Origin of the sequence: Nocardia sputorum, assembly GCF_027924405.1 — a bacterium.
Classification (GTDB): domain Bacteria; phylum Actinomycetota; class Actinomycetes; order Mycobacteriales; family Mycobacteriaceae; genus Nocardia; species Nocardia sputorum.
Window position 1 is genome coordinate 1,773,915 of the sequence record NZ_AP026978.1, and the last position, 22,439, is coordinate 1,796,353.

Annotated in this window: 21 protein-coding genes and 1 pseudogene; 14 read left to right on the forward strand and 8 right to left on the reverse strand. The window is 70.0% G+C overall.

The features are described from left to right. Positions 1-663 precede the first annotated feature (663 nt). The 8 genes and pseudogenes from infB to truB form a co-directional block, all read left to right on the forward strand. A pseudogene (gene infB / locus QMG86_RS08060) lies at positions 664-2,775 on the forward strand (translation initiation factor IF-2); the annotation flags it as partial. Positions 2,776-2,850: 75 nt separating this feature from the next. Further along, on the forward strand, positions 2,851-3,141 hold the full coding sequence (locus QMG86_RS08065; protein ID WP_039799368.1) for a DUF503 domain-containing protein: 291 nt from the start codon (positions 2,851-2,853) through the stop codon (positions 3,139-3,141). Positions 3,142-3,229: 88 nt separating this feature from the next. Beyond that, on the forward strand, positions 3,230-3,673 hold the full coding sequence (rbfA, locus tag QMG86_RS08070; RefSeq protein WP_281878642.1) for a 30S ribosome-binding factor RbfA: 444 nt from the start codon (positions 3,230-3,232) through the stop codon (positions 3,671-3,673). A 13-nt stretch (positions 3,674-3,686) separates the two neighbouring features. Further along, positions 3,687-4,688, forward strand: coding sequence for a DHH family phosphoesterase (locus QMG86_RS08075; protein ID WP_281878643.1), 1,002 nt, complete (start codon positions 3,687-3,689; stop codon positions 4,686-4,688). 450 nt (positions 4,689-5,138) lie between these two features. Then, positions 5,139-6,431: an MATE family efflux transporter gene (locus QMG86_RS08080; RefSeq protein WP_281880841.1), complete on the forward strand. Its 1,293-nt coding sequence runs from the start codon at positions 5,139-5,141 to the stop codon at positions 6,429-6,431. Positions 6,432-6,489: 58 nt separating this feature from the next. Then, the gene (locus tag QMG86_RS08085) at positions 6,490-7,449 is read left to right on the forward strand and encodes a metallophosphoesterase family protein (RefSeq protein ID WP_281878644.1); all 960 of its coding nucleotides are present in this window, start codon (positions 6,490-6,492) and stop codon (positions 7,447-7,449) included. Positions 7,450-7,590: 141 nt separating this feature from the next. After that, positions 7,591-8,259: a 4'-phosphopantetheinyl transferase Npt gene (npt, locus tag QMG86_RS08090; RefSeq protein WP_281878645.1), complete on the forward strand. Its 669-nt coding sequence runs from the start codon at positions 7,591-7,593 to the stop codon at positions 8,257-8,259. Beyond that, positions 8,259-9,158, forward strand: coding sequence for a tRNA pseudouridine(55) synthase TruB (truB, locus tag QMG86_RS08095; protein ID WP_281878646.1), 900 nt, complete (start codon positions 8,259-8,261; stop codon positions 9,156-9,158). The genes npt and truB overlap by 1 nt, the downstream gene beginning before the upstream one ends. A 94-nt stretch (positions 9,159-9,252) precedes the next feature. Here the strand turns inward: truB and QMG86_RS08100 are convergent, their stop codons facing one another. Then, complete coding sequence (locus tag QMG86_RS08100) at positions 9,253-9,864, reverse strand: TetR/AcrR family transcriptional regulator (protein ID WP_281878647.1); 612 nt, start codon at positions 9,862-9,864, stop codon at positions 9,253-9,255. Positions 9,865-10,000: 136 nt separating this feature from the next. Between QMG86_RS08100 and QMG86_RS08105 the strand changes: the two genes are divergently transcribed. Then, positions 10,001-10,411 (forward strand): DUF4345 domain-containing protein, encoded by a 411-nt coding sequence (locus tag QMG86_RS08105; RefSeq protein WP_281878649.1) that lies wholly within the window; start codon positions 10,001-10,003, stop codon positions 10,409-10,411. Positions 10,412-10,624: 213 nt separating this feature from the next. On the opposite strand, the gene QMG86_RS08110 is transcribed toward QMG86_RS08105, so the two are convergent. Beyond that, a complete protein-coding gene (locus QMG86_RS08110) occupies positions 10,625-11,485 on the reverse strand; it encodes a hypothetical protein (protein WP_281878651.1) in 861 nt (286 codons plus the stop codon). Positions 11,486-11,543: 58 nt separating this feature from the next. Then, entirely contained in the window at positions 11,544-12,179 is a 636-nt protein-coding gene (locus QMG86_RS08115; RefSeq protein ID WP_281878653.1) for a hypothetical protein, read from the reverse strand. A gap of 285 nt (positions 12,180-12,464) precedes the next feature. On the opposite strand from QMG86_RS08115, the gene QMG86_RS08120 reads away from it, so the two are divergent. Then, a complete protein-coding gene (locus QMG86_RS08120; RefSeq protein ID WP_281878654.1) occupies positions 12,465-12,887 on the forward strand; it encodes an EF-hand domain-containing protein in 423 nt (140 codons plus the stop codon). A gap of 76 nt (positions 12,888-12,963) precedes the next feature. Here the strand turns inward: QMG86_RS08120 and QMG86_RS08125 are convergent, their stop codons facing one another. The 3 genes from QMG86_RS08125 to QMG86_RS08135 are packed head-to-tail and all read right to left on the reverse strand — an operon-like array spanning position 12,964 to position 15,102. Further along, complete coding sequence (locus QMG86_RS08125; RefSeq protein WP_281878655.1) at positions 12,964-13,629, reverse strand: GntR family transcriptional regulator; 666 nt, start codon at positions 13,627-13,629, stop codon at positions 12,964-12,966. Next, the gene (locus QMG86_RS08130) at positions 13,616-14,347 is read right to left on the reverse strand and encodes a maleate cis-trans isomerase family protein (RefSeq protein ID WP_281878656.1); all 732 of its coding nucleotides are present in this window, start codon (positions 14,345-14,347) and stop codon (positions 13,616-13,618) included. Before QMG86_RS08130 ends, QMG86_RS08125 begins: the two co-directional genes overlap by 14 nt. A 14-nt stretch (positions 14,348-14,361) precedes the next feature. Next, positions 14,362-15,102, reverse strand: coding sequence for a maleate cis-trans isomerase family protein (locus QMG86_RS08135; protein WP_281878657.1), 741 nt, complete (start codon positions 15,100-15,102; stop codon positions 14,362-14,364). Between the two features lie 86 nt (positions 15,103-15,188). On the opposite strand from QMG86_RS08135, the gene QMG86_RS08140 reads away from it, so the two are divergent. Beyond that, positions 15,189-16,154 (forward strand): D-2-hydroxyacid dehydrogenase, encoded by a 966-nt coding sequence (locus tag QMG86_RS08140; protein WP_281878658.1) that lies wholly within the window; start codon positions 15,189-15,191, stop codon positions 16,152-16,154. A gap of 12 nt (positions 16,155-16,166) precedes the next feature. Then, positions 16,167-17,567 carry an amidase gene (locus QMG86_RS08145; RefSeq protein ID WP_281878659.1) on the forward strand — a complete coding sequence of 467 codons (1,401 nt, stop codon included), beginning with the start codon at positions 16,167-16,169 and terminating at the stop codon, positions 17,565-17,567. 70 nt (positions 17,568-17,637) lie between these two features. Here QMG86_RS08145 and QMG86_RS08150 read toward each other — a convergent pair whose 3' ends face one another. Both QMG86_RS08150 and QMG86_RS08155 read right to left on the reverse strand, forming a co-directional pair. Then, on the reverse strand, positions 17,638-18,132 hold the full coding sequence (locus tag QMG86_RS08150; RefSeq protein WP_281878660.1) for a DUF3830 family protein: 495 nt from the start codon (positions 18,130-18,132) through the stop codon (positions 17,638-17,640). Between the two features lie 61 nt (positions 18,133-18,193). After that, complete coding sequence (locus QMG86_RS08155) at positions 18,194-19,435, reverse strand: aspartate aminotransferase family protein (RefSeq protein WP_281878661.1); 1,242 nt, start codon at positions 19,433-19,435, stop codon at positions 18,194-18,196. 134 nt (positions 19,436-19,569) lie between these two features. Between QMG86_RS08155 and QMG86_RS08160 the strand changes: the two genes are divergently transcribed. Both QMG86_RS08160 and QMG86_RS08165 read left to right on the forward strand, forming a co-directional pair. Beyond that, on the forward strand, positions 19,570-21,042 hold the full coding sequence (locus QMG86_RS08160; protein ID WP_281878662.1) for an NAD-dependent succinate-semialdehyde dehydrogenase: 1,473 nt from the start codon (positions 19,570-19,572) through the stop codon (positions 21,040-21,042). A gap of 10 nt (positions 21,043-21,052) precedes the next feature. Continuing rightward, the gene (locus QMG86_RS08165) at positions 21,053-22,135 is read left to right on the forward strand and encodes a tartrate dehydrogenase (protein WP_350356370.1); all 1,083 of its coding nucleotides are present in this window, start codon (positions 21,053-21,055) and stop codon (positions 22,133-22,135) included. Positions 22,136-22,439: the final 304 nt, after the last annotated feature.

The window sequence follows — 22,439 nt, forward strand, 5'->3', positions numbered from 1 at the left end:
CCCGGTCCCCGTCCGTCGGCGCCCACTCCGGCGCCCACCGCGCAGGAGACCGCCGCCCCCGCCGCGCGCACCGGCGAATCCCCGGCCGTGAAGCCGGGCCCCGCCGCGCGTCCGGGACCGTCCCCGGCGCCCAAGCCCCCCGCCCGGGAATCGGTCAACCCGCAAGCCGCGGCGGCCTCGGGCGCGACCGCGAGCTCCGCGCCCGCGCCGGCCGGTCCGCGGCCGACGCCGGGTGGCCCGCGCCCCGGCCAGCAGCAGCGACCCGGCGCCCCCGCCCCCGGTGGCCAGCGCCCGGGTGGTGCTGGTTCCGGCCCGCGCCCGGGGCCGAAGACCCCGCGCGTCGGTAACAACCCTTACTCGTCCGCTCCCGAGCGGCCCGCGCCGCGTCCGGCCCCCGGTCAGGGTGGTCCGCGTCCCGGTCCGGCTCAGGGTGGTCCGCGTCCCGGCCCGTCCCAGGGTGGTCCGCGTCCCGGTCCGGCTCAGGGCGCCCCGCGTCCCGGTCCGGCCCAGGGTGGCCCGCGGCCGACGCCCGGTCCGGGTGGTCCGCGTCCCGGCGGCCCGCGGCCGAGCCCCGGCTCGATGCCGCCTCGTCCGAACCCCGGCGCGATGCCGTCGCGTGCGGCGCGTCCCGGTGGCGCCGGAGGCCCCGGCGCCGGTCGTCCCGGCCGCCCCGGTGGCGCCGGTGCGGGTCGTCCCGGTGGTGGCGGCGGCGGTGGCTACCGCGGTGGCGGCGGCGCCCCCGGTGCGGGTGCCGGTGCGCCCGGTGCCGGTGGTGGCGCGGCCGGTGGCTTCCGCGGTCGTCCTGGTGGCGGCGGCGGTGGCGGCGGTCGTCCGGGTGGTCCCGGTGGCCGCGGTGGCGCGGCCGGTGCGTTCGGCCGTCCCGGTGGCGCGCCCCGGCGGGGCCGCAAGTCGAAGCGGCAGAAGCGGCAAGAGTACGACTCGATGCAGGCGCCCGCCGTCGGCGGCGTGCGGCTGCCGCGCGGCAACGGCGAGATCATCCGGCTCGCCCGCGGCGCGTCGCTGTCGGACTTCGCGGAGAAGATCGACGCGAACCCGGCCGCGCTGGTACAGGCCCTGTTCAACCTCGGTGAGATGGTCACCGCGACCCAGTCGGTGAACGACGAGACCCTCGAGCTGCTCGGCAGCGAGATGAACTACGTCGTCCACGTGGTCAGCCCCGAGGACGAGGACCGCGAGCTGCTGGAGTCGTTCGATCTCACCTACGGCGAGGACGAGGGCGGCGAGGAAGACCTCGAACAGCGTCCGCCGGTGGTCACCGTCATGGGCCACGTCGACCACGGTAAGACCCGACTGCTGGACACCATCCGCAAGGCCAACGTCCGCGAGGGCGAGGCCGGTGGCATCACCCAGCACATCGGCGCCTACCAGGTGCTCACCCACCTCGGCGACGAGGACCGGCTGATCACTTTCATCGACACCCCCGGTCACGAGGCGTTCACCGCCATGCGTGCCCGTGGTGCGAAGGCCACCGACATCGCGATCCTGGTGGTCGCCGCCGACGACGGCGTCATGCCGCAGACGGTGGAGGCGATCAACCACGCGCAGGCGGCCGACGTGCCGATCGTCGTGGCGGTCAACAAGATCGACAAGGAAGGCGCGAACCCGCAGAAGGTTCGTCAGCAGCTCACCGAGTACGGCCTGGTCGCCGAGGAATACGGCGGCGAGACCATGTTCGTCGACATCTCCGCCAGGCAGAACATCAACATCGACGCGCTGCTCGAGGCGGTCCTGCTGACCGCGGACGCGGCGCTGGACCTGCGGGCGAACCCGGACATGGACGCGCAGGGTGTGGCCATCGAGGCGCACCTCGACCGCGGCCGCGGCCCGGTGGCCACCGTGCTCATCCAGCGCGGCACCCTGCGGGTCGGCGACTCGATCGTGGCGGGAGACGCCTACGGCCGGGTGCGCCGGATGGTGGACGAGCACGGCGAGGACGTCGAGGCGGCATTGCCGTCGCGGCCGGTCCAGGTCATCGGCTTCACGTCGGTGCCGGGCGCCGGTGACAACCTGCTGGTCGTCGACGAAGACCGGATCGCGCGGCAGATCGCCGACCGGCGCAACGCGCGCAAGCGCAACGCGCTGGCCGCACGCAGCCGCAAGCGGATCAGCCTGGAAGATCTGGATGCCGCGCTGAAGGAAACCAGCGAGCTGAACCTGATCCTCAAGGGCGACAACTCGGGTACGGTCGAGGCCCTCGAAGAGGCGCTGCTCGGCATCCAGGTGGGCGACGAGGTGCGGCTGCGGGTGATCGACCGCGGCGTCGGTGGCGTCACCGAGACCAACGTCAACCTGGCTTCGGCGTCGAACGCGATCATCATCGGGTTCAACGTCCGTGCCGAGGGCAAGGCCACCGAGCTGGCCAACCGCGAGGGCGTCGACATCCGGTACTACTCGGTGATCTACCAGGCCATCGACGAGATCGAGAAGGCCCTCAAGGGCATGCTCAAGCCGATCTACGAAGAGGTCGAGCTGGGTCGCGCCGAGATCAGGGCGATCTTCCGTTCGTCGAAGATCGGCAACATCGCCGGTTGCATGGTCACGTCGGGATCGGTCAAGCGCAACGCCAAGGCGCGCCTGCTCCGCGACAACGTGGTGATCGCCGAGACGATGACGATCTCGTCGCTGCGCCGGGAGAAGGACGACGTCACCGAAGTCCGCGAGGGCTTCGAATGCGGTATGACGGTCACCTACGCCGACATCAAGGAAGGCGACATCATCGAGGCCTACGAGCTGCGCGAGAAGCCGCGCGACTGATAGACCGAGACGACACCGGACGCCGCGCGAAGAGCGCGGCGTCCGGCCGGTCTTCCTGAACTGGGGAGGGTAAGGGTGTACCTGGGTGCACTGGAGTTCGACCTGCTGCTCGGCGACGTGCATTCGCTGAAACAGAAGCGCTCGGTGATCCGGCCGATTCTGGCCGAATTGCAGCGTTTCGGTGTGAGTGCCGCCGAAGGTGGGGAACACGATCTATACCGTCGTTCGCTGCTGGGCGTGGCCATGGTCAGTGCGGGCATGGATCACCTGACCGAGGTGCTGGACAGATGTGAACGGCACGTCGCGGCCCGCCCGGAGTTACAGTTGCTGGCGGTGCGCCGCCGAATCTTCGGCCCCGAGGACTGACCGCGGCGCAGCGACGGAGCTCGGGTGGCGGCACCGAGCCACGCGACGACCGCCACCGAACAGAGTTGATAGTGAGGAGGAAACGGCCATGGTGGACCAAGCCAGGGCACGCCGACTCGCCAAGCGGATCTCCTCGATCGTCGCGACCGCGATCGAATACGAGGTGAAGGACCCGCGGCTGCGTTTCGTGACCGTCACCGACGCCAAGGTCACCGGCGATCTCCGGGAGGCGACGGTGTACTACACCGTGATGGGCGAAACCCTCGACGCCGAACCGGATTACGACGGTGCGGCGGCCGGACTGGAGAAGGCCAAGGGCGTCCTGCGTTCCAAGGTGGGCGCGGGAACCGGGGTGAAGTTCACTCCGACGCTGGCATTCGTACTGGACACCGTGCCCGACGCGGCACGGCAGATGGAGGAACTGCTCGCCAGGGCGCGGGCCGCGGACGACGCGGTCGCCAAGGCGGCCGCCACCGCCAGGCACGCGGGCGACGCCGACCCCTACAAGCTCGAACGCGACGCCGACGAGTGACATGCGGTAGTCGATGACGACGATGCGGGAAACGGCCGGTTTGGACGCGGCCGTGGCGGCGCTGGACGCCGCGGGCTCGGTGACCATCATCTGCCATGTGCAGCCCGATGCGGACACCATCGGAAGTGGTCTCGCGCTGGCGTTGGTCCTGCACCGGCGCGGGATCCCGGTGCAGGTGTCGTTCGCCGAGCCGGCGGAGTTGCCCGCATCGATGCGGTCGCTGCCCGGTGTGCGGCATCTGGTGGCGCCCGCCGACGTGCGTGCCGAGGTCGACCTGCTGGTCACGGTCGACTGCGGCAGCGCGGGCAGGCTCGGCGCGCTCGCCGACCGATTGCCCGGCGCCGCAACGACAATGGTGATCGATCACCATCGGTCGAACACGCGCTTCGGTGCGATCAACCTGGTCGACCCCGGCGCGGAATCCACCACGAGCGTGATCGCGCGGTTGCTCGACGCGTGGGGGGTGGCGATCGATGCGGAGGTGGCGCACTGCCTGTATGCCGGTCTGGTCACCGACACCGGTTCGTTCCGGTGGGTGCGGCCGGGTACCCACGAATTGGCGGAGCGACTGCTGGCCACCGGAATCGATGGCGCGGAGATCGCGCGCACACTGATGGACACCCACCCGTTCGGGTGGCTGCCCATGCTGTCTCGGGTGCTCGGGACGGCCCAACTCGTTCCCGAGGTCCGCGGCGGTGTGGGGTTGGTGTACGCGTTCGTGCGTCGCGACGACATCGATGACGTGCGGTCGGAGGAGATCGAGAGCGTGATCGATATCGTGCGCACGACCGCGGAGGCCGGAATCGCCGCGGTATTCAAGCAATCTCGGGTCGTACCGGATCGGTGGACGGTGTCGCTGCGCTCGCGCGACAGCGGATCGCGCGCGGGTGACGGGGTCGACGTCGCGGAGGTGGCGACCGGGTTGGGCGGCGGCGGCCACCGTTTCGCCGCCGGATACACCGCCTACGGCTCGCCTGACGATCTGGTCGGTGCGCTGCTGGCCGCGCTCGGGTGACCGTGGGCCTCGAATTCCGCACGGCCGGAGCATGGTCCGATCGCCGGATCGTCGCATGGCCGGAGCGGTCCACGGATAGCTCGGCTTGGGTGGCATCCGGGCACGGCTGTGCCGACGCCGGCGCGCTCGACCGCCGGACACTGCGACGAGCAGCGCCGGGGCCTGCCGCCCCGCCCGTACCGGCGATCCGCTCTCCGCGCCTGGATGCTCAGGTCGCCGCGCGCTGTTCGGGAGCTGTCGTAGCGTTGTCGGCGCGGCCGGTGACGGTACGGCTCGCGCCTACGCCGCGCAGTTCGTCGGTGAGTCGTGCGAACGTGGGACGACGGCGGGCGCGCGGGCCGAGCAGCGGAGGTACCGGTGAAGGCTGAGAGTCCCCGTGGCGAGGAGGTCAGCGGTCCGGTCGCGCGCCCGGTCGGCGTCGACCGAGCCGCAGGCGCCGGGCCGAAGCGCATCCTCGGGCTCGCGTTGCCGACCCTCGGCGTACTGGTCGCCGAACCGATCTACCTGCTGTTCGACTTGGCCGTGGTCGGCAGGCTCGGCGCGCTCGCGCTGGCCGGGCTCGCCGTCGGCGGGTTGATCCTGGCGCAGACGAGTTCGCAGCTGACCTTCCTGTCCTATGGCACCACCGCGCGATCCGCCCGCCGTCACGGCGCGGGCGATCACCGGGGGGCCGTCGCCGAAGGCGTGCAGGCCACCTGGATCGCGCTCGCCGTCGGCGCCGTGATCCTGCTCCTCGTACAAGCGCTCGCGGTGCCGGTGACCAGCGCCATCGCGGGCGGCGGGGACATCGCGCGGGAAGCGCTGGGCTGGGTGCGGATCGCGCTGTTCGGCGTGCCGCTGATCCTGATCTCCATGGCGGGCAACGGGTGGATGCGCGGCATCCAGGAGACGCGCAGGCCGCTGGTCTACGTGGTCGCGGGGCTGGCGGTATCGGGCATCCTGTGCCCGGTGCTGGTGCACGGGCTCCTCGGCGCGCCGCACCTGGGCCTGCCCGGCTCTGCGGTGGCCAATGTGGCGGGTCAGATCGTCACCGCGGTCCTGTTCCTGAACGCGCTGATCCGCGAGGGCGTTTCCCTGGCCCCACATTGGTCGGTCATGCGGGCGCAGCTCGTGCTCGGTCGCGACCTGATCGTCCGCAGCTTCGCCTTCCAGGCGTGCTTCGTCTCGGCGGCGGCGGTCGCCGCGCGGTTCGGCGCCGCGTCGGTGGCGGCCCACCAGCTCGTGCTGCAACTGTGGAACTTCCTGGCGCTGGCCCTGGACGCGCTGGCCATCGCCGCCCAGACGCTCACCGGCGCCGCTCTGGGCGCGGGCGACGTCACCGGCGCCCGCGGGATCGCGCGGCGCGTGACCCGCTGGTCGGAGATCTTCAGCCTCGGGCTCGCCGCCTGCTTCGCGGCGGGGGTGGTGGCGATCCCGGCGCTGTTCACCGCCGATCCCGATGTGCTGGAGCGCGCGCACGTGGTGTGGTGGTTCTTCGTCGCGCTCATTCCGGTGGCAGGCATCGTCTTCGCCCTCGACGGCGTGCTGCTCGGCGCGGGCGACGCGGCGTATCTGCGCACCACCACGCTCGGCGCCGCGTTGCTCGGCTTCCTGCCCGCCATCTGGTTGTCGCTGGCCTTCGACTGGGGCGTGGCCGGAATCTGGTCCGGCCTCGCCGCGTTCATGCTGTTGCGGCTGATCGCCGTCGCGTGGCGGGCGCTGTCGGGCCGGTGGGCACTGGTCGGCGCCGAGATGCCGGGGTGAGCGACACCCGGCTCGGCCGGTGCGTGCGAATCCGTGCGGATGTGCCAAGGTAGGTGTGGTGATACCCAAGTTGATGGCGGTGAGCGACATTCACGTCGGGCACCAGGGGAATCGGCCGGTCGTCGAGCAGATCACGGCGGACTCGCCGGAGGACTGGCTCATCGTGGCCGGCGACGTGGGGGAGAAGACCGACGACATCCGGTGGGCGCTGGAGCTGCTGCGCGGCCGGTTCGCCAAGGTGATCTGGGTGCCGGGCAACCACGAGTTGTGGACGACGGCGAAGGACCCCGTGCAGATGGCCGGGGTGGCTCGCTACGACTACCTGGTGTCGATCTGCCGTGATCTGGACGTGCTGACGCCGGAGGACCCCTTTCCGGTGTGGCAGGGCGCCGGTGCGGAGGAGCACGGCGGCGCGGTGACGCTGGCGCCGATGTTCCTGCTGTACGACTACTCGTTCCTGCCGGAGGGAGCCACCACCAAGGCGGAGGGCCTGGCGATCGCGCGTGAGCGCAACGTGGTGGCCACCGACGAGTTCCTGCTCTCGCCGGAGCCGTACCTGACCAGGGACGCGTGGTGCCATGCGCGGGTGCAGGTGACCAAGCGCAAGCTCGACGCGCTCGCGCCCGGCACCCCGCTCGTGCTGATCAACCACTTCCCGCTGGTGCGGCAGCCGACCGATGTGTTGTTCTACCCGGAGTTCGCGCTGTGGTGCGGCACCGAGCTGACCGCCGACTGGCACACCCGCTACAACGTGGTCTGCTCGGTCTACGGTCACCTGCACATCCCGCGCACTTCGCATTACGACGGCGTCCGGTTCGAAGAGGTCTCGCTCGGCTACCCGCGGGAATGGCAGCGCCGCGGCCTTCCCGACCGACTGCTGCGGCAGATTCTGCCGACCCCGCAGTACCCGCCGGGCACGCTGAACAAGTGGGGCGGGCACTTCCAGGTGACGCCGGAAATGGAAGCCGCGGCCGCGGAGATGCGCAGCAAAGCGCAGCAGCGGCGTGGGCTGGCATAGTCCGCTCACGGAGAGCGCAGTCGATCGGCACCGGCCTTCCACTGCACGCGTCCATCGTTGCGACAAAGGCGTTGCCGCGGCCTCGGGCGGATACCCGGCGCTGCGATCACCCCTCGTGTGGCTCGACTACGCTCGTCGGTGATGATCGAGAACATTCTGCCCGCGGGTGTGGCCTCGGCCGAGCTGCTGGCGTACCCCGAGGATCTGCGGCCGCATCCCGCCGAGGAGCATCTCATCGCCAAGTCGGTGGAGAAGCGGCGCCGCGACTTCATCGGCGCGCGGCACTGCGCCCGGCTGGCGCTGACTCAGCTCGGCGAGCCGCCGGTGGCCATCGGCAAGGGGGAGCGCGGCGCTCCGGTGTGGCCGCGCGGGGTGGTCGGCAGCCTGACCCACTGCGACGGCTATCAGGCCGCCGCACTGGGCCACAAGCTGCGGTTTCGCTCCATCGGCATCGATGCCGAGCCGCACGCGACCCTGCCCGACGGCGTACTGGACTCGGTCAGCCTGCCGCCGGAGCGGGAGTGGTTGAAGACCACCGATTCCCAGCTGCACCTCGACCGGTTGCTGTTCTGCGCCAAAGAGGCCACCTATAAGGCGTGGTTCCCGCTCACGGTGCGCTGGCTGGGCTTCGAGGACGCGCACATCACGTTCGAGATCGAGGACAGCACCGCGGATTCCGGGCACGGCAGCTTCCATACCGAACTGCTGGTGCCCGGGCAGACCACCGACGGCGGGACGCCGCTGCTGTCGTTCGAGGGCCGTTGGCTGATCACCGACGGGTACATCCTGACCGCGATCGCGCACGTCTGATGGACGGACTCGGCGGGCTGCTCGTCATCGACAAGGCCGGCGGCTGGACCAGCCACGACGTCGTCGCGAAATGCCGAAGGCTGCTGCATACCAAGAAGATCGGCCATGCCGGAACCCTCGACCCGATGGCGACCGGCGTGCTGGTGCTCGGTGTGGAACGCGCGACCAAACTGCTCGGCCTGCTCACCTTGACGACCAAGGCGTACACCGCGACCATCCGGCTCGGACAGGCCACCAGCACCGACGACGCCGAAGGCGAGGTGCTCACGACGATCCCGTCCGGTCACCTCGTCGACGACGACATCGCCGCGCGTACCGCGGAATTGACCGGCGACATCGACCAAGTGCCTGCCACCGTGAGCGCGATCAAGGTGAACGGCGAGCGCGCTTACGCCCGCCACCGTGCGGGCGAAGAGGTGCAGTTGGCCCCGCGTCCGGTCACGGTGTCGCGGTTCGACGTGCTCACCCGGCGCGACGTCGGCGATTTCGTCGACCTGGACGTGGTGGTCGAGTGCTCCTCGGGCACCTATGTGCGGGCGCTGGCCAGGGACCTGGGCGCCGCGCTCGGCGTCGGCGGCCACTTGACCGCGTTGCGCCGGACCAGGGTCGGTCCGTTCACGCTCGAACACGCCCGCACCCTGGACGAGTTGGCCGCCGCCGCGGAGTCGGGCGTGCCGCCGCTGAGTCTCGACATGGACGCCGCGGTCCGAACCGCGTTCCCGCTCCGGGACATCGACGAAAAGCAAGCCGACGACCTGCGCAACGGCCGCTGGCTCGAACCCGCCGGGATAGCCGGTGTGTATGCCGCCATCGACCCGGAAGGCCGTTCGATCGCGCTGCTGCGGGAAAGCGGAAAGCGAGCCGCATCCGTCATGGTGGTACGCCCGTCCAACCTTTGAGGATCCTTCGAGGTCCGAGCCCGTCTCGGCCTGCGCCACCGCGGCGAGTGCTCCCGAACGGCCGTCGCCGCGATGCCGTTGCGTCGCCGCACGATCAGCCCGGAGGTTTCCCCGAGCTGTCGGCGCCGGTGATGTCGATGACCGGGCGCAAGGCGCCGAGCAGCGCGCCGAGTGAGATCTCCCGCATCTGGGCACGGGCCGGTGTGCCGTGCTCCAGCCAGTCGACGGTGAGCACCCGAACGAAGGTGAGCCAGCTCGTCAAAATCGCCGAGACGGTGGCGCGTGGCGGCCCCTCCAGCCGTAGCGCGTCGAGCACGCGCTCGCGTAGTTCGCCGAGTTCCCCTGCGATGATCGCCTGAATGGTGGGGTCCGCGGCCAGGACGCGGTTGGCCGCGAGCACGCTGTTGGCGTTGGCCTCGAAGTAGTCGAAGTGCGTGTCCAGGCCGGCGGCGAGCTGGTCGACCAAGGGTGCTTCGGCGTCGAATGTGGTCGCGACCAGCAGTTGCTCGGAGGCGAGCTGGTAGACGGCCGCGAACAAGTCGCGTTTGCCCGGGAAGTGGCGGTAGAGCAGAGCCCGGGAGACGCCCGCCTCGGCAGCGACGTCCTCCATGAGCACCGCGTCGTAGGGCCGGTCGGCGAACAGTTTCGCGCCTGCGTCGACGAGCACGCGGCGGCGCTCGTCGGGGGACAGTCGGCGGCGGGTCACCTCGCGAGCTTAGTTGACGCGTGTCTACTACACGCCGTAGGGTCTTAGTAGACGAACGTCTACTAAGCGGTGGTCTGTAAAGGCCGGTTTTCACCGCGCACCCGCCGAATACTTCGCGTGCATCCGGGAGGCATGTATGTCCAGCGCACTCAAATGGCTGTCCATGGTGATGGGCGTCGCCTGCGTGGCGATCGGGATTCTGCACATAGCACTCGGTGTCGACTCGGTGCCCGACATGGGTTCGGCCGGTGTGACCGCCGACAGCCAGAGCCGGTTCTTCGGCGCGATCTTCGCCGGATACGGCCTCGCGTGGATCTGGGCCGCGCGGCAGTCGCCGATACCCGCGGCGGCGATGCGCCTGCTGGCCGGGATCTTCCTGCTCGGCGGGGTGGCCCGCTTCGTCTCGGTCGCCGTGTACGGCTGGCCGCACTGGTTCCAGATCGTTTTGACCGTCATCGAACTCGTGCTTCCCCCGGTCTACTTCTGGCTCGCCGACGCCGACGAGAAGCGGCTCGGCTCGGCGCCCCGTGTGCTCGCCGCGGATTGAGGTCAATGCCGGTGATTTCACCGGCTGCGGCGGTGGCGGCCACGGCGGCAACAAGATTCGTGTCCCCGGGTGATCCGTAACGCGCTCAGCGTTGGCGTTCCGCCGGAAAGGAGAGGGTAAGCGGGCGGCATCGGTGCTGGTGGTGCGCCCGGCGAACATGTGAGGAGTTCGATCCTGTGCGTCACCGCGCCCGCGGGACGACGGGTGCGCTGCTCAGCACATCGCCGGCGGTTTCGCGGTGGCCGGCCTGGTGAACTCCAGTCGCATGGCACCCGATGCACTGCGCGACAGCACCATCGCGGAGCCTTGTGCGCGAGACCAGGTCCGGGGGACCGTGACGAGATTGTCCCCGGCCATCATCACCAGGACCAACCCGTCGTAGCGGTAGCGGTAGACGGAATCGGGAGTAGTGCAGGCCGTCGCCGTGACGCCGGGAGCGCGCAGATCCAGAGCTTTCTCGGCGTAGATGGTCAGTCCGGGGGCTGTACGCAAAGTCTCCGTTTCGAATCGCTGCGCGCGGCCGATCCCCACGGCCAGGGAGTAGTCGGTCGCGCCCCAGAAGAAGCTGCCCGCGACGAGCAGGAAGACCAGCCCCCATTCCAGCGGTGTGGTCGTCGACGGTGCCGTCATCGATCCGGCGGCGAGTTGGCGGCGGCGGGTGCGCACGACGCCCCACAGGAGCAGCAAGCCGATGATCGAGCAGGACGGCGCCACTCCGATCGTCCAGTTCAGCGGGTTGTCGAACCAAAGTTGCGATAGTCCGTTGAGCAACAGCAGCGCACCGGCGATCACCCCGGCGATCAAGACCCATTTGGGCAGGGCTCCGTGCAGAACCACGGGCGGGATCGCCACCCTGCCCCACGTGAAGGCCAGTGTGACGACCGCGCACACCGCCAACGGGATGAACAACCCATCGGCGCTGCGCATGACGTAATCGGTCGTGCTGAATCCCAGCACTTGAGAGTCGATTCCGAAATATCCGCAGAATCCGCGAGCGTGGAAGAACCCCCAGTAGAACAGCAAACCCGCCAGCAGCGTAGCCGGAGCGACGAACTGGCCGAGAACCTGCGCCATCTGGGAGAGGTCGGCGAAGGTGGACGAACCTTCGCGAGGCCGGTCAGGGGGCGGCGGATCAGCCGCCATTGCGCCTCGAAGTCGTCGGTGGCGCAGTGGTGGCCGGGGGCTTCGTCGTGGTGGTCGTCGTGGTCGGTTGTCCGGTACCGCTTCCCGAGGTGCCCTCCGGCACGCAGGTCTTCGTGTAGACGGTGATCACTCCGCCGGACTCGATGGTGGCGTCGGGTGGTATTCCGGCCGAGGGCAATGGCGGGTCGACTCCCACGAAGGACTCGTAACCCTTGGCCACCGGCGTCCCGTCCTCTGCAAGCGAGCAGGTCGGCGTCGGTGCCGAATTCTTCGCCTTCTTCGTGACGGTCACGCAGTCGACAGGCAATTTCTTCTCGTCGCAGTTCCTGGCCATTTGGGCCCGTATGTCGGTCACGACCGCGTCGGCCGGATCACCTTGGCTGAAATTGAATTGGGCGAGGTCGACCGGAATGCCCTTCGCGCCACGACCGCTGTTGTCGGAGCCGCCGGGGTTACCGGAGGCGCCCTCCGTCGCCGCGGCCTCGGGTATGCCCGGCTTTCCCTCGGCAGGTGGCGTGTCACCGTCACCGTCACCGCAGCCGGCGAGGACGGCGAGGACGGCGGCGATCGCCACGAACACCACGACTATCCATGACCCGACGCGCTTTTCCCGTTCGACGCCCATGAGATGTGCCGATCCACTTGTGCGATATCCGGTCAGGCCGGCGTATCGACCCATTGTCCAACGCCGGAGCCGCTCACGCAGCTCAATGCGGAGACTGTCGGTCGAGTGAATGGGGGACGCGGCGTGGAGGCTCATGGGCGGCAAGTGTCGTGCCGTAGCCGATCGGAACGGCGCGAGGCATCTTCCGGGATCTGCTCGAGAATCGCACCCCGGCAGCGGCATCCGTACAGTGTGGGATGGTCGCGCGGCGGCCGCAGTCGGGTAGTGGTAGCGAAAGTGGCGAGCATGAGTGACGCGCCGGTGGACACGTTCGAGCTGTGGGACCGTGACGGGGACGGGCTCGTGGCGGTGCAGGACATCACCGCGGGCATTCGGGCGCTCGGTCTGGAGGTCGACGAGGCGGCGGTGGAACGGCTGGTCGCGGCCGCCGACACCAATGGCGACTTCCTGGTCTCGCGAACCGAATTCGACGCCGCCCTGGTGGCCGGGCGTATCGAGGTGACCGACGCCGACGCCGCGTTCAAGGTGTTCGACGTCAACGGCGACGGCCGCATTTCCGTCGAGGAGCTGGAATCGCTCATCCGCCACGTCGGCGCGGGCCGTATCGATGAACCGGCCGACGCGTTGCCGGCCGCGGCCGACACCGATGGCGACGGCTTTCTCTCGCTGCCGGAATTCCGCACGCTGCTGGATTTCCTGTCCCGGTAGCGGCACGAGCGGCGCGGCCGGGCTCAGGCCGTCGCGCTGGTCCGCGCCGGACCGAGTGAAGGTGGAGGGCTTGGGCTCAGCCGCCGATCTGGTGGCGCAGGCGCTGCACGGCGTCGTCCATGTGCTCGACGAGCAGCGCGCGGGCGCGGGCGGGCTCGGCGGTAGCGATCGCTTCGCGCAGACCGACGTGCTCTTGGGCTTGGTCCCGCAGGTCCGGGTAGGTGGTCTGCAAGGCGCCCAGGCACATCCGCGTCTCGATCAGCAGGGTGCGGGCCGCGCGCACCAGCCGCGGGCTGGCCGCGCTCTCCACCAGCGCCTCGTGGAAGGCCTGGTCGGCCTCCGACACTCCCACCGCGTCACCGCGTTCGGCGCACGTGACCATCTCCTCGACGCTGGGACCGAGCGCCTCGTAGGCGATCGGGCGGCGGCCGTCCAGGATCAGTTCCAGCGCGCCGCCTTCCAGCGCGGTCCTGGCGCGGTAGATGTCGACGACGTCGTCGAGGCTCAGTTCGATGACGAAGATGCCGCGGTGCCGGATGCTGTGCAGCAAGCCTTCGGACACCAAGCGCTGCATCGCCTCGCGCACCGGTCCCCGCGAGACCGCGAACCGCGCGGCGAGGTCGGCTTCCCCGAGCTGCGACCCGGGCGCGAGACTGCCGCGCATGATCGCCTCGCGGAGCCGATCGGCGATCATCTCCGCGGTCGACTGCCGGTTCACCGGCTCGAAATCAACGACGGACATCGATCTGCCTTTCCGCGAACAAGGTGCCGAGTCCGGCGACGACCGGCTCGGCGCCGGCCAGCCGCAGGCCCGCCCAGATCGTGACCTGATTGGCCGTCAGCACCGGTTTGCCCAGCGTAGCCTCCAGGTCCGGCAGCACCGCGAGGGTGTGCATCGCGGTGTCCGGGATGAGCAGCGCCTCCGCGCCGGGATGGTCGTTGTCCGCCGCCAGCCGCAGGACCTGGGCCGGTGTGAGGGTGCCGACTTCGGCCGCGGTGTCGATTCCGGCGCTGGACATCGAGACGACGTCGATGTCCGCGTCGGCGAGGAACTCCACGAACAGCCGCGCGACCTCGTCGGGATAGCTGGCGGCGACGGCGACGGTGCGCAGTCCGAGGGCGTGCACGGCGTCGGCGAACGCGATGCTGGTGCTGGTCGCGGGCACGCCCGCGACCTCGGCCAGCGCACGCGCCTGATCGCGGGCGCCCGCGGGACCGTAGACGAAACTGCCGGACGTGCAGGCCCAGACGATCGCGGCGGGGCGGTGCCGGGCGAGCAGCGCGGCGCCGAGGCGCAATTTCTCCGGACTGCCCAGCTCCAGCAGTTCGGGGATGGCGTGCAGATCGGTGCCGTAGATGTGGGCTACGGGGAGGTGCGCGCCGAGCGCCGCCGCCGCGAGCGGGTAGTCGTCCTCGGCCGCGTGGTCGGGGTAGATGAAACCGACGGTGGGTGCGTGCATGCGATGTTCTTCCTTCAGAAAACGTTGAGCAGCCACTTGCCTGGGCCCATCATCGGGAGTTTCATCCGGCCGAGGCATGCCCACATGGTCAGTTGGTTGGCGGTGAGCACGGGTTTGCCGAGGGCCTGCTCCAGCGGCTCGATCACGTCGTAGGTCGGCAGGTTGGTACAGCTGACGAAGACGGCCTGCGCGGCGGAATCGTCGGCGGCGACGATGCGTTCGGCGATCGTGCGGTAGCTGACCTTCCAGATGCCGCCGCCGAGCCCGAGGTGGTCGGAGCGCACCACCGAGCATCCGGCTTCGGCGAGGAATTCGTGCAGCCGGTGGGTCAGGATCTCGTCGTAGGGGGTGAGCACCGAGATCCGGGTGAGGTCCAGATGGCGAATCGCTTCCAGCAACGCGCCGGAGGTGGTGACCGCGTCCTGCGCCCCGGCCCGGCAGATGGTGTCGCGCAACGACTTCTCATAGGCGAGGCCCTTGATAAAGCTGCCCGACGTGCACAGATAGGCGACGACTTCGGGCTCCACATGTATGACGTTCCGGGTCGCCGCGGTGAGATGCGCCGCGTCGGACACCAGTTCGGCCATCTCCAGCGACACCGGGACCGGCTCGTAGGGGGTGCGGGCCAGGTGCAGGCTCACCTCCAGAGGCGCCCAGCGCCAGAGCTCTCGTTCGAGGGCGAGGTCGAACGGTGCGATGATCCCGATACCCCGTTGTGCAACGGGCCCCTCGAGGTCGGGAAAGCTCAGATCCACTACGGCCCCTCTCGCGCTCAGCCGGGACGACCTCCGAACACGATCGGATTGTTGACAATCATACGATGCCCTCTTAGTGTGTCAATGTGGAACAGGGCCCGATTGTCGTCGTCCTGCACAGTGACAGTGTGCCCGACGCCGAACGAATGGACCGCGTAGCAGGTCGCGCCACCCTCCGGTACACCGAGGCACCCGGGTTGGCGGACGCCCTGCCCGGAGCGGAGGTCTTGTTCGTCTACGACTTCCGGACGCGGGCGCTGCCCGGCGCCTGGCATGCCGCCGACCGTCTGCGCTGGGTGCATATGGGGTCGACCGGCGTCGATCCGGCGATGTTTCCCGAGCTGCGGGCCAGTGACGTGGTGGTGACGAACACCCGAGGCGTCTTCGACGCGGCGATCGCCGAATACGTGCTCGGACAGATCCTCGGTTTCGCCAAGGACCTGTCCGGCTCGCTGCTGCTGCAGCAGCGGCACGAGTGGCGGCACCGGGAAAACGAACGGGTCGCGGGAGCGACGGCGCTGATCGTCGGCACCGGCTCGATCGGACGCCACATCGCCCGGTTGCTGCGCGCGGCCGGGATGTCCGTGCGCGCCGTGGGCAGACGAGCGCGCGCGTCGGATCCGGATTTCGGTGAGATCGCCACCGACCTGCACGCCGAGCTGGCCCGCGCCGACTACGTCGTCGCGATCGCCCCCCTCACCGACCAGACCAGGAACATGTTCGACGCCGCCGCCTTCGCCGCGATGAAACCGCACGCGAGGTTTGTCAACGTCGGCCGCGGGGAACTCGTTGTGACCGACGATCTCGTCGCCGCGCTGCGCACCGGATCGATCGCCGCGGCGGCGCTCGATGTGGTGGACCCCGAGCCGCTCCCCGCCGATCATCCCCTGTGGGAACTGCCGAACGTCCGGATCACCCCGCACAACTCCGGTGACTTCATCGGATGGCGCACCGAGATCGTCGACGTGTTCGCCGAGAACTTCGACAACTGGATCGCCGGACGTCCGCTGGACAACGTGGTCGACAAAAGGCTGGGGTACGTGCCCGGCTGAAGGAGCCCATCCATGAGCTACCCCGACAAGAACCATCCCACCGACCCGACCGCCATGACCGCGGTCGAGCTGGTCTCGGCCTACGCCGCGGGCGCGCTGTCGCCCGTCGAGGCGACCGAGGCGATCCTGCGCGCGATCGCCGACCGGGACCCCGCGCTCAACGCCTTCTGTCTCGTCGACCACGATCGCGCCTTGGTGCAGGCGAAGGATTCCGAGGCGCGCTGGCAGTCCGGCCATGCCAGGGGCTTGCTCGACGGCGTACCCGTCTCGATCAAGGACGTCTTCCTGACCGAGGGCTGGCCCACCCGGCGCGGATCCACGTCGATCGACCCGGCCGGGCCGTGGCCGGTGGACAGCCCGGTGGCGGCGCGGCTGCGCGAGGACGGCATGGTCTTCCTCGGCAAGACCACCACCCCGGAGATCGCGTGGAAGGCGGTCACCGACAGCCCGCTGGCCGGTGTCACCCGCAATCCGGCCGACCCGTCCACCACCGCGGGCGGCTCCTCCGGCGGTAGCGCCGCGGCCGTCGCGGCGGGCCTCGGCCCGGTCTCGGTGGGCACCGACGGCGGTGGCAGCGTGCGCATCCCGGCCGCCTTCTGCGGCATCGTCGGATTCAAGCCCACCTACGGCCGGATTCCGTTGTTCCCGGCCAGCCCGTTCGGTCCGCTGGCGCACGCGGGCCCGATGACGCGCACCGTCGAGGACGCGGCGCTGCTGATGGACATCCTGTCGCTCCCCGATCCGCGCGATCCGACCGCGCTGGCCCCCACGCTCACCGTGTTCCGCGCCGAAATGCAGCGTGACGTGCGGGGATTGCGGGTGGCGTACTCGCCGACGCTCGGCTATGCCACGCTCGACGCCGAGGTCGCCACGATCGTGGACGCGGCGGTGGCACGCCTGGCCGACGCCGAACTCCGGGTCGCCGCCGCCGATCCGGGCTTCGAGGATCCGCGCGAGGCTTTCGAACTGCTCTGGGCCGCCGGCGCGGCGACCATGCTGTCCGGCTTCCCGGAAGGCACCCGCGACCGGGTGGACCCGGGGCTACGCGCGGTTTGGGAGCGCGGCGAAACCGTGACCGCCGTCGACTATCTCGCCGCACGCAACGTAGCGGCGCAGATCGGCATCACGATGGGCCGGTTCCACACCGACTACGACGTCCTGATCACCCCGACGGTGCCGATCCCCGCCTTCGAAGCGGGACACGACGTGCCACCGGGCAGCGGGCTGCGCGGCTGGCCCGAATGGACGCCCTTCACCTACCCGTTCAATCTCACCCAGCAGCCCGCGATCAGCATCCCGGCGGGTACCACGAGCGCGGGTCTGCCGGTCGGGCTGCAGATCGTCGGTCCGCGCCACTCGGACGATCTGGTGCTCGCGGTGGCCCGCTACGCCGAATTCGTGCTGGCCTCCTGACTGCGCGCGGCCCGGTGGCGTGCTGCCACCGGGCCGTGACGTCGGGACAGGGGAGTGGTCCGAGTGGCATTCAGGCGCGGGCGAAGGCGAGCGTTTCGCCTTGGACGCCGTGCAACCACAGCGTGTTGCACGCCGCGGCGATCTCGGCGAGCCCCTCCTCGATGGTGGCGAAGACATTGCCCGGCACCCACCCGAGGTCGCCGTTGATCAGCAGATTGTTGCGGCCGTAGAACAGCGCGAGATCGGTGGCGCCGCGCTCGTGCTCGGCCGCGGAGCCGGGCTCGTAGCCGTAGGCCGGATTCCCGATCTCCCACGGCTCGAAATCGAACAGGCACACGTCGCCCGGGATCGGCGTGACCGTCGGATTCTCCCGATGCGGGGCCGCGCCGATCCGAGGGAGCAACGTGTACACCTCGTTGCGGGCGTACTTGGCGTGGAAGGCGTCGCCTTCCAGCGGCAGGGCGTTCCACACCGCCGCGCAGGTCTGCGGCGCTTCCTCATCGAGCAGACGAGCGCGGCAGGTGACCGCGGCTTTGGTGAGCGTGATGGTGATGTAGCGGGCCATGCGGTGCTGCTTCCTGGTCGGTGCCCGCCGGACGGGCACAGCGGACGGTGATGGTCGCGAACTACAGCTCGGCGAGCACTTCGGACCAGATCGCCAGAGCGTCCTCGATCTGCGTTTCGGTCACGATCAGCGGCGGGATCATCCGCACCACGTTCATGTGCGCGCCGCAGGTCAGCAGCAGCAGCCCCTTGTCCACCGCGGCGCGCTGGGCGGCCGCGGCGGTGGCGGTGTCGGGTTCGCCCGTGGCCGTGGTGAACTCGGCGCCCGCGAGCAATCCGAGGCCGCGCACGTCACCGATCGCCTTGGTGGCGCTGTCGCGCAGACCGCCCAGCAGTTGTGCCCCGCGCGCGGCCGCGTTGGCCACCAGCCCTTCGGACTCGATGACGTCGAGCGTGGCGATCGCCGCCGCGCACGCCACCGCGTTGCCGCCGTAGGTGCCGCCCTGCGAGCCCGGCCACGCCCGCGCCATCAGCTCGCGCGAGGCCGCGATGCCGGACAGCGGGAACCCACTGGCCAGTCCCTTCGCGATGGTGATCACGTCGGGCCGGACGTCGAAGTGCTGGTGGCCGAAGAACTTGCCGGTGCGGCCGAAGCCGGTCTGGATCTCGTCGAAGACCAGCAGGATGCCGTGCCGGTCCGCGCGTTCGCGCAGCCCACGGAAGAACTCGGTGTTACCCGGAACGTACCCGCCTTCACCGAGCACCGGCTCCACGATGAACGCGGCGGTCTCGGCCGGCGAGGTGAGCGTGGCGAACAGATAGTCCAGTTCCCGCAGCGCGAAGGCGGTGGCTTCCCGCTCGCTCCACCCATAGCGATAGGCGGTGGGGAACGGCGCGACGTGCACCCCTGCCATGAGCGGGCTGAACCCGGCCGAGAAACGGGTGCCGGAGGTCGTCATGGTCGCGGCGGCCACGGTTCGGCCGTGGAAGCCGCCGTGGAAGACGACGACGTTCGGCCGTCCGGTGGCCTGGCGCGCCAGCCGCAGCGCGGCCTCGACCGCCTCGCTGCCGGAGTTGGCGAAGAACAGCGCGTCCAACCCTTCGGGCAGCACCGCGCCGAGCCGCTCGGTCAGCTCCAGCAGCGGACGATGCAGCACGGTCGTGTACTGGCCGTGGATCAGCGAAGCCACCTGCGCCTGTGCGGCGGCGACCACCTTCGGGTGGCAGTGACCGGTGCTGGTCACGCCGATACCCGCGGTGAAGTCGAGGTAGCGGCGTCCGTCGGTGCCGTAGAGATAGCACCCCGCGCCATGGTCGACGGTCACCGGAGTGGCCTGTTTGAGGATGGGCGAGAGCTCGGTCATGGTGATTCGCCTCCCGGAGCGGGGTGGAAGGGAAAGGCTTGTCTATTGTCGGATTGTCGACAATATGCATAACATGGCCGCACGGGTCGCAGCAATGGCCGGACGCTGCGCGGTGCCGAAAGGAGCCACCGACCATGCTCACCGAAAGCGCACTGAGCGCAGCCGAACGGGCGGCGATCGACACGGTGCCACGCGGCTTGTTCATCCAGGGGCGGTGGCGGGCGACGGCAAGGACGCTGCCGGTCTTCGATCCAGCGACCGGCGAGGTGCTGTGCGCGGTGGCCGACGCGGATCCGGCCGACGGTCTCGCCGCACTGGACGCGGCGTGCGCGGCGCAGCGGGAGTGGGCGGCCACGCCACCGCGCGAGCGCAGCGATCTGTTGATGCGCGTGCATCGCGCGTTGCTGGCGGAGACCGACCGGCTCGGGCTGATCGCGACGCTGGAGATGGGCAAACCGCTGGCCGAGGCGCGCGGCGAGATCGCCTACGCCGCCGAGTTCTTCCGCTGGTTCGCCGAGGAGGCCGTGCGACTGGACGGCGGGTACATGCCCGCGCCGACCGGCGGTTCGCGTTTTCTCGTGACCCGGCAGCCGGTCGGGCCCAGTTTGCTCATCACGCCGTGGAACTTCCCGGTGGCCATGGGCGCCCGCAAGATCGCGCCCGCGCTCGCCGCAGGCTGCACGTGCGTGGTGAAACCCGCTGAGCAGACGCCCCTTTCGATGCTGGCGCTGGCCCAGGTGCTGGCCGAGGCAGGGCTGCCCGCCGGGGTGGTGAACGTCGTGACGACGGCCGACCCGGCCGCGGTGATGACGCCGCTGATCCTGGACGCCCGCTCGCGCAAGCTGTCGTTCACCGGCTCGACGGCGGTCGGCAAGCAGTTGCTCGCGCAGTGCGCGCGGACGGTGATGCGCACCTCGATGGAACTCGGCGGCAACGCGCCGCTACTGGTGTTCGACGACGCCGACCTGGACGAGGCGGTCGAGGGCGCGCTCGCGGCGAAGATGCGCAACATCGGCCAGGCGTGCACCGCGGCCAACCGAATCCTCGTGCAGCGCGGCATCGCCGACGTCTTCGCACGTAAGCTCGCCGACCGGATGGCGGCCCTGCCGAGGGGGCGGGGCACCGAGCCGGACGTCGTGGTCGGCCCGCTCATCGACGCCGAGGCCGTCGACAAGGTGCAGCGCTTGGTCGACGACGCTCGCGCTCGCGGCGCCATGGTGCTCACCGGCGGAACAGCGCTGCCCGGACCGGGCACCTTCTATCCCGCGACCGTCCTGATCGACGTCCCCGACGACGCCGAGCTGTGCCACACCGAGATCTTCGGACCGGTCGCCGCGATCGGCGTCTTCGACACCGAGGACGAAGCGGTGACCAGGGCCAACGACACGCCCTACGGACTGGTGAGCTACGTATTCACCGAGAACCTGCGGCGCGGCCTGCGGGTGTGCGAGGCGCTGGAAACCGGCATGGTGGGGCTCAACCAGGGCGTGGTGTCGAACCCGGCGGCGCCGTTCGGCGGTGTCAAGGAGTCCGGCCTCGGCCGCGAGGGCGGGCTGACCGGGATCGATGAATTCCTGGAGACCAAGTACATCGGAGTGCGACTGTGAAGGAGCGTCAGTGAGCGGGTACCGTATCGCCACCATCCCGGGTGACGGAATCGGAGTCGACGTCACCGCGGCGGCGGTGCGCGTGCTCGACGCCGTGCTGCCCGGACTGGAATGGACCGAATTCGACTGGTCCTGCGAGAACTATCTGCGTACGGGGGCGATGATGCCGCCCGACGGTCCGCAGCGGCTGGCCGGCTTCGACGCCATCCTGCTCGGTGCCGTCGGCTTTCCCGGTGTGCCCGACCACGTCTCGCTGTGGGGGCTGCTGATCCCGCTGCGCCGCGCCTTCGGTCAGTACGTCAACCTGCGCCCGGTGCGCCTGCTGCCCGGCACGGAGTCGGCGCTGCGCGACCGGACCGCCGCCGACCTGGACATCCTCATCGTGCGGGAGAACTCCGAGGGCGAGTACTCGCGGATCGGCGGCATCCACAACGAGGGCCGTCCCGACGAATTCGTGCTGCAGGAGTCGGTGTTCACTCGCACCGGGTGCGAGCGGATCATCCGCTACGCGTTCGAGCGGGCAGCCGAACGGTCCGGACGGTTGTGCTCGGCGACGAAGTCGAACGGGATCATCCATTCGATGCCGTACTGGGACAGCGTCTTCGAACGTATCGCGGCCGAATACCCGCAGGTGCGGACGCGGCAGATGCACGTCGACGCGCTGGCCGCCGAACTCGTGCTGCACCCCGACCGGCTGGACGTGATCGTGGGCTCGAACCTGTTCGGCGACATCCTCTCCGATCTGGCCGCCGCCGTGACCGGCGGGCTCGGCCTGGCGCCTTCGGGCAACATCAATCCCGAGCGCACCGGCCCCTCCATGTTCGAGGCCGTGCACGGCAGCGCCCCCGACATCGCGGGCCAGGGCATCGCCAACCCGGTCGCGCAGATCCTCGCGGGCGCGATGTTGCTCGATCATCTCGGTGAATCCGCCGCGGCCGCCGCGATCGATCGAGCGGTCTGCGACGTCCTCGCCACCGGAAAGGTCCGCACCCCGGATCTCGGCGGAACCGAGTCCACCGCCGATCTCGGCGACGCCATCGCCATCCGCGCGGCCGAGCTGGCCGGCAACGCCACCACGGCCGACATCGCCTGACCCGATTCACTCGCCGGGCCGGCCGTCGGCTTCGGTCCACACTGATCACTTACCCGCGGTCGTGCCGGAAGTAATCGTCGGCGTCGCTCGCCGGTTCCGGCGTCCACATCCTCGACCGGCCGTGCGCGCACGCGGGATGCTGCCTTTCGGCTCGCTCGGCTGGTGAACTGGGAGGCCGGCGGCGGAACGACCGGCAGGCCGGTTGGGATGAGACGGCGCAAATGCACACCGGACCGCCGCCGACGCCGCCCGGCTTCGCGCTGATCGATGACATCGGCCCTGGTCGACCGTCCGCGATGCGCGC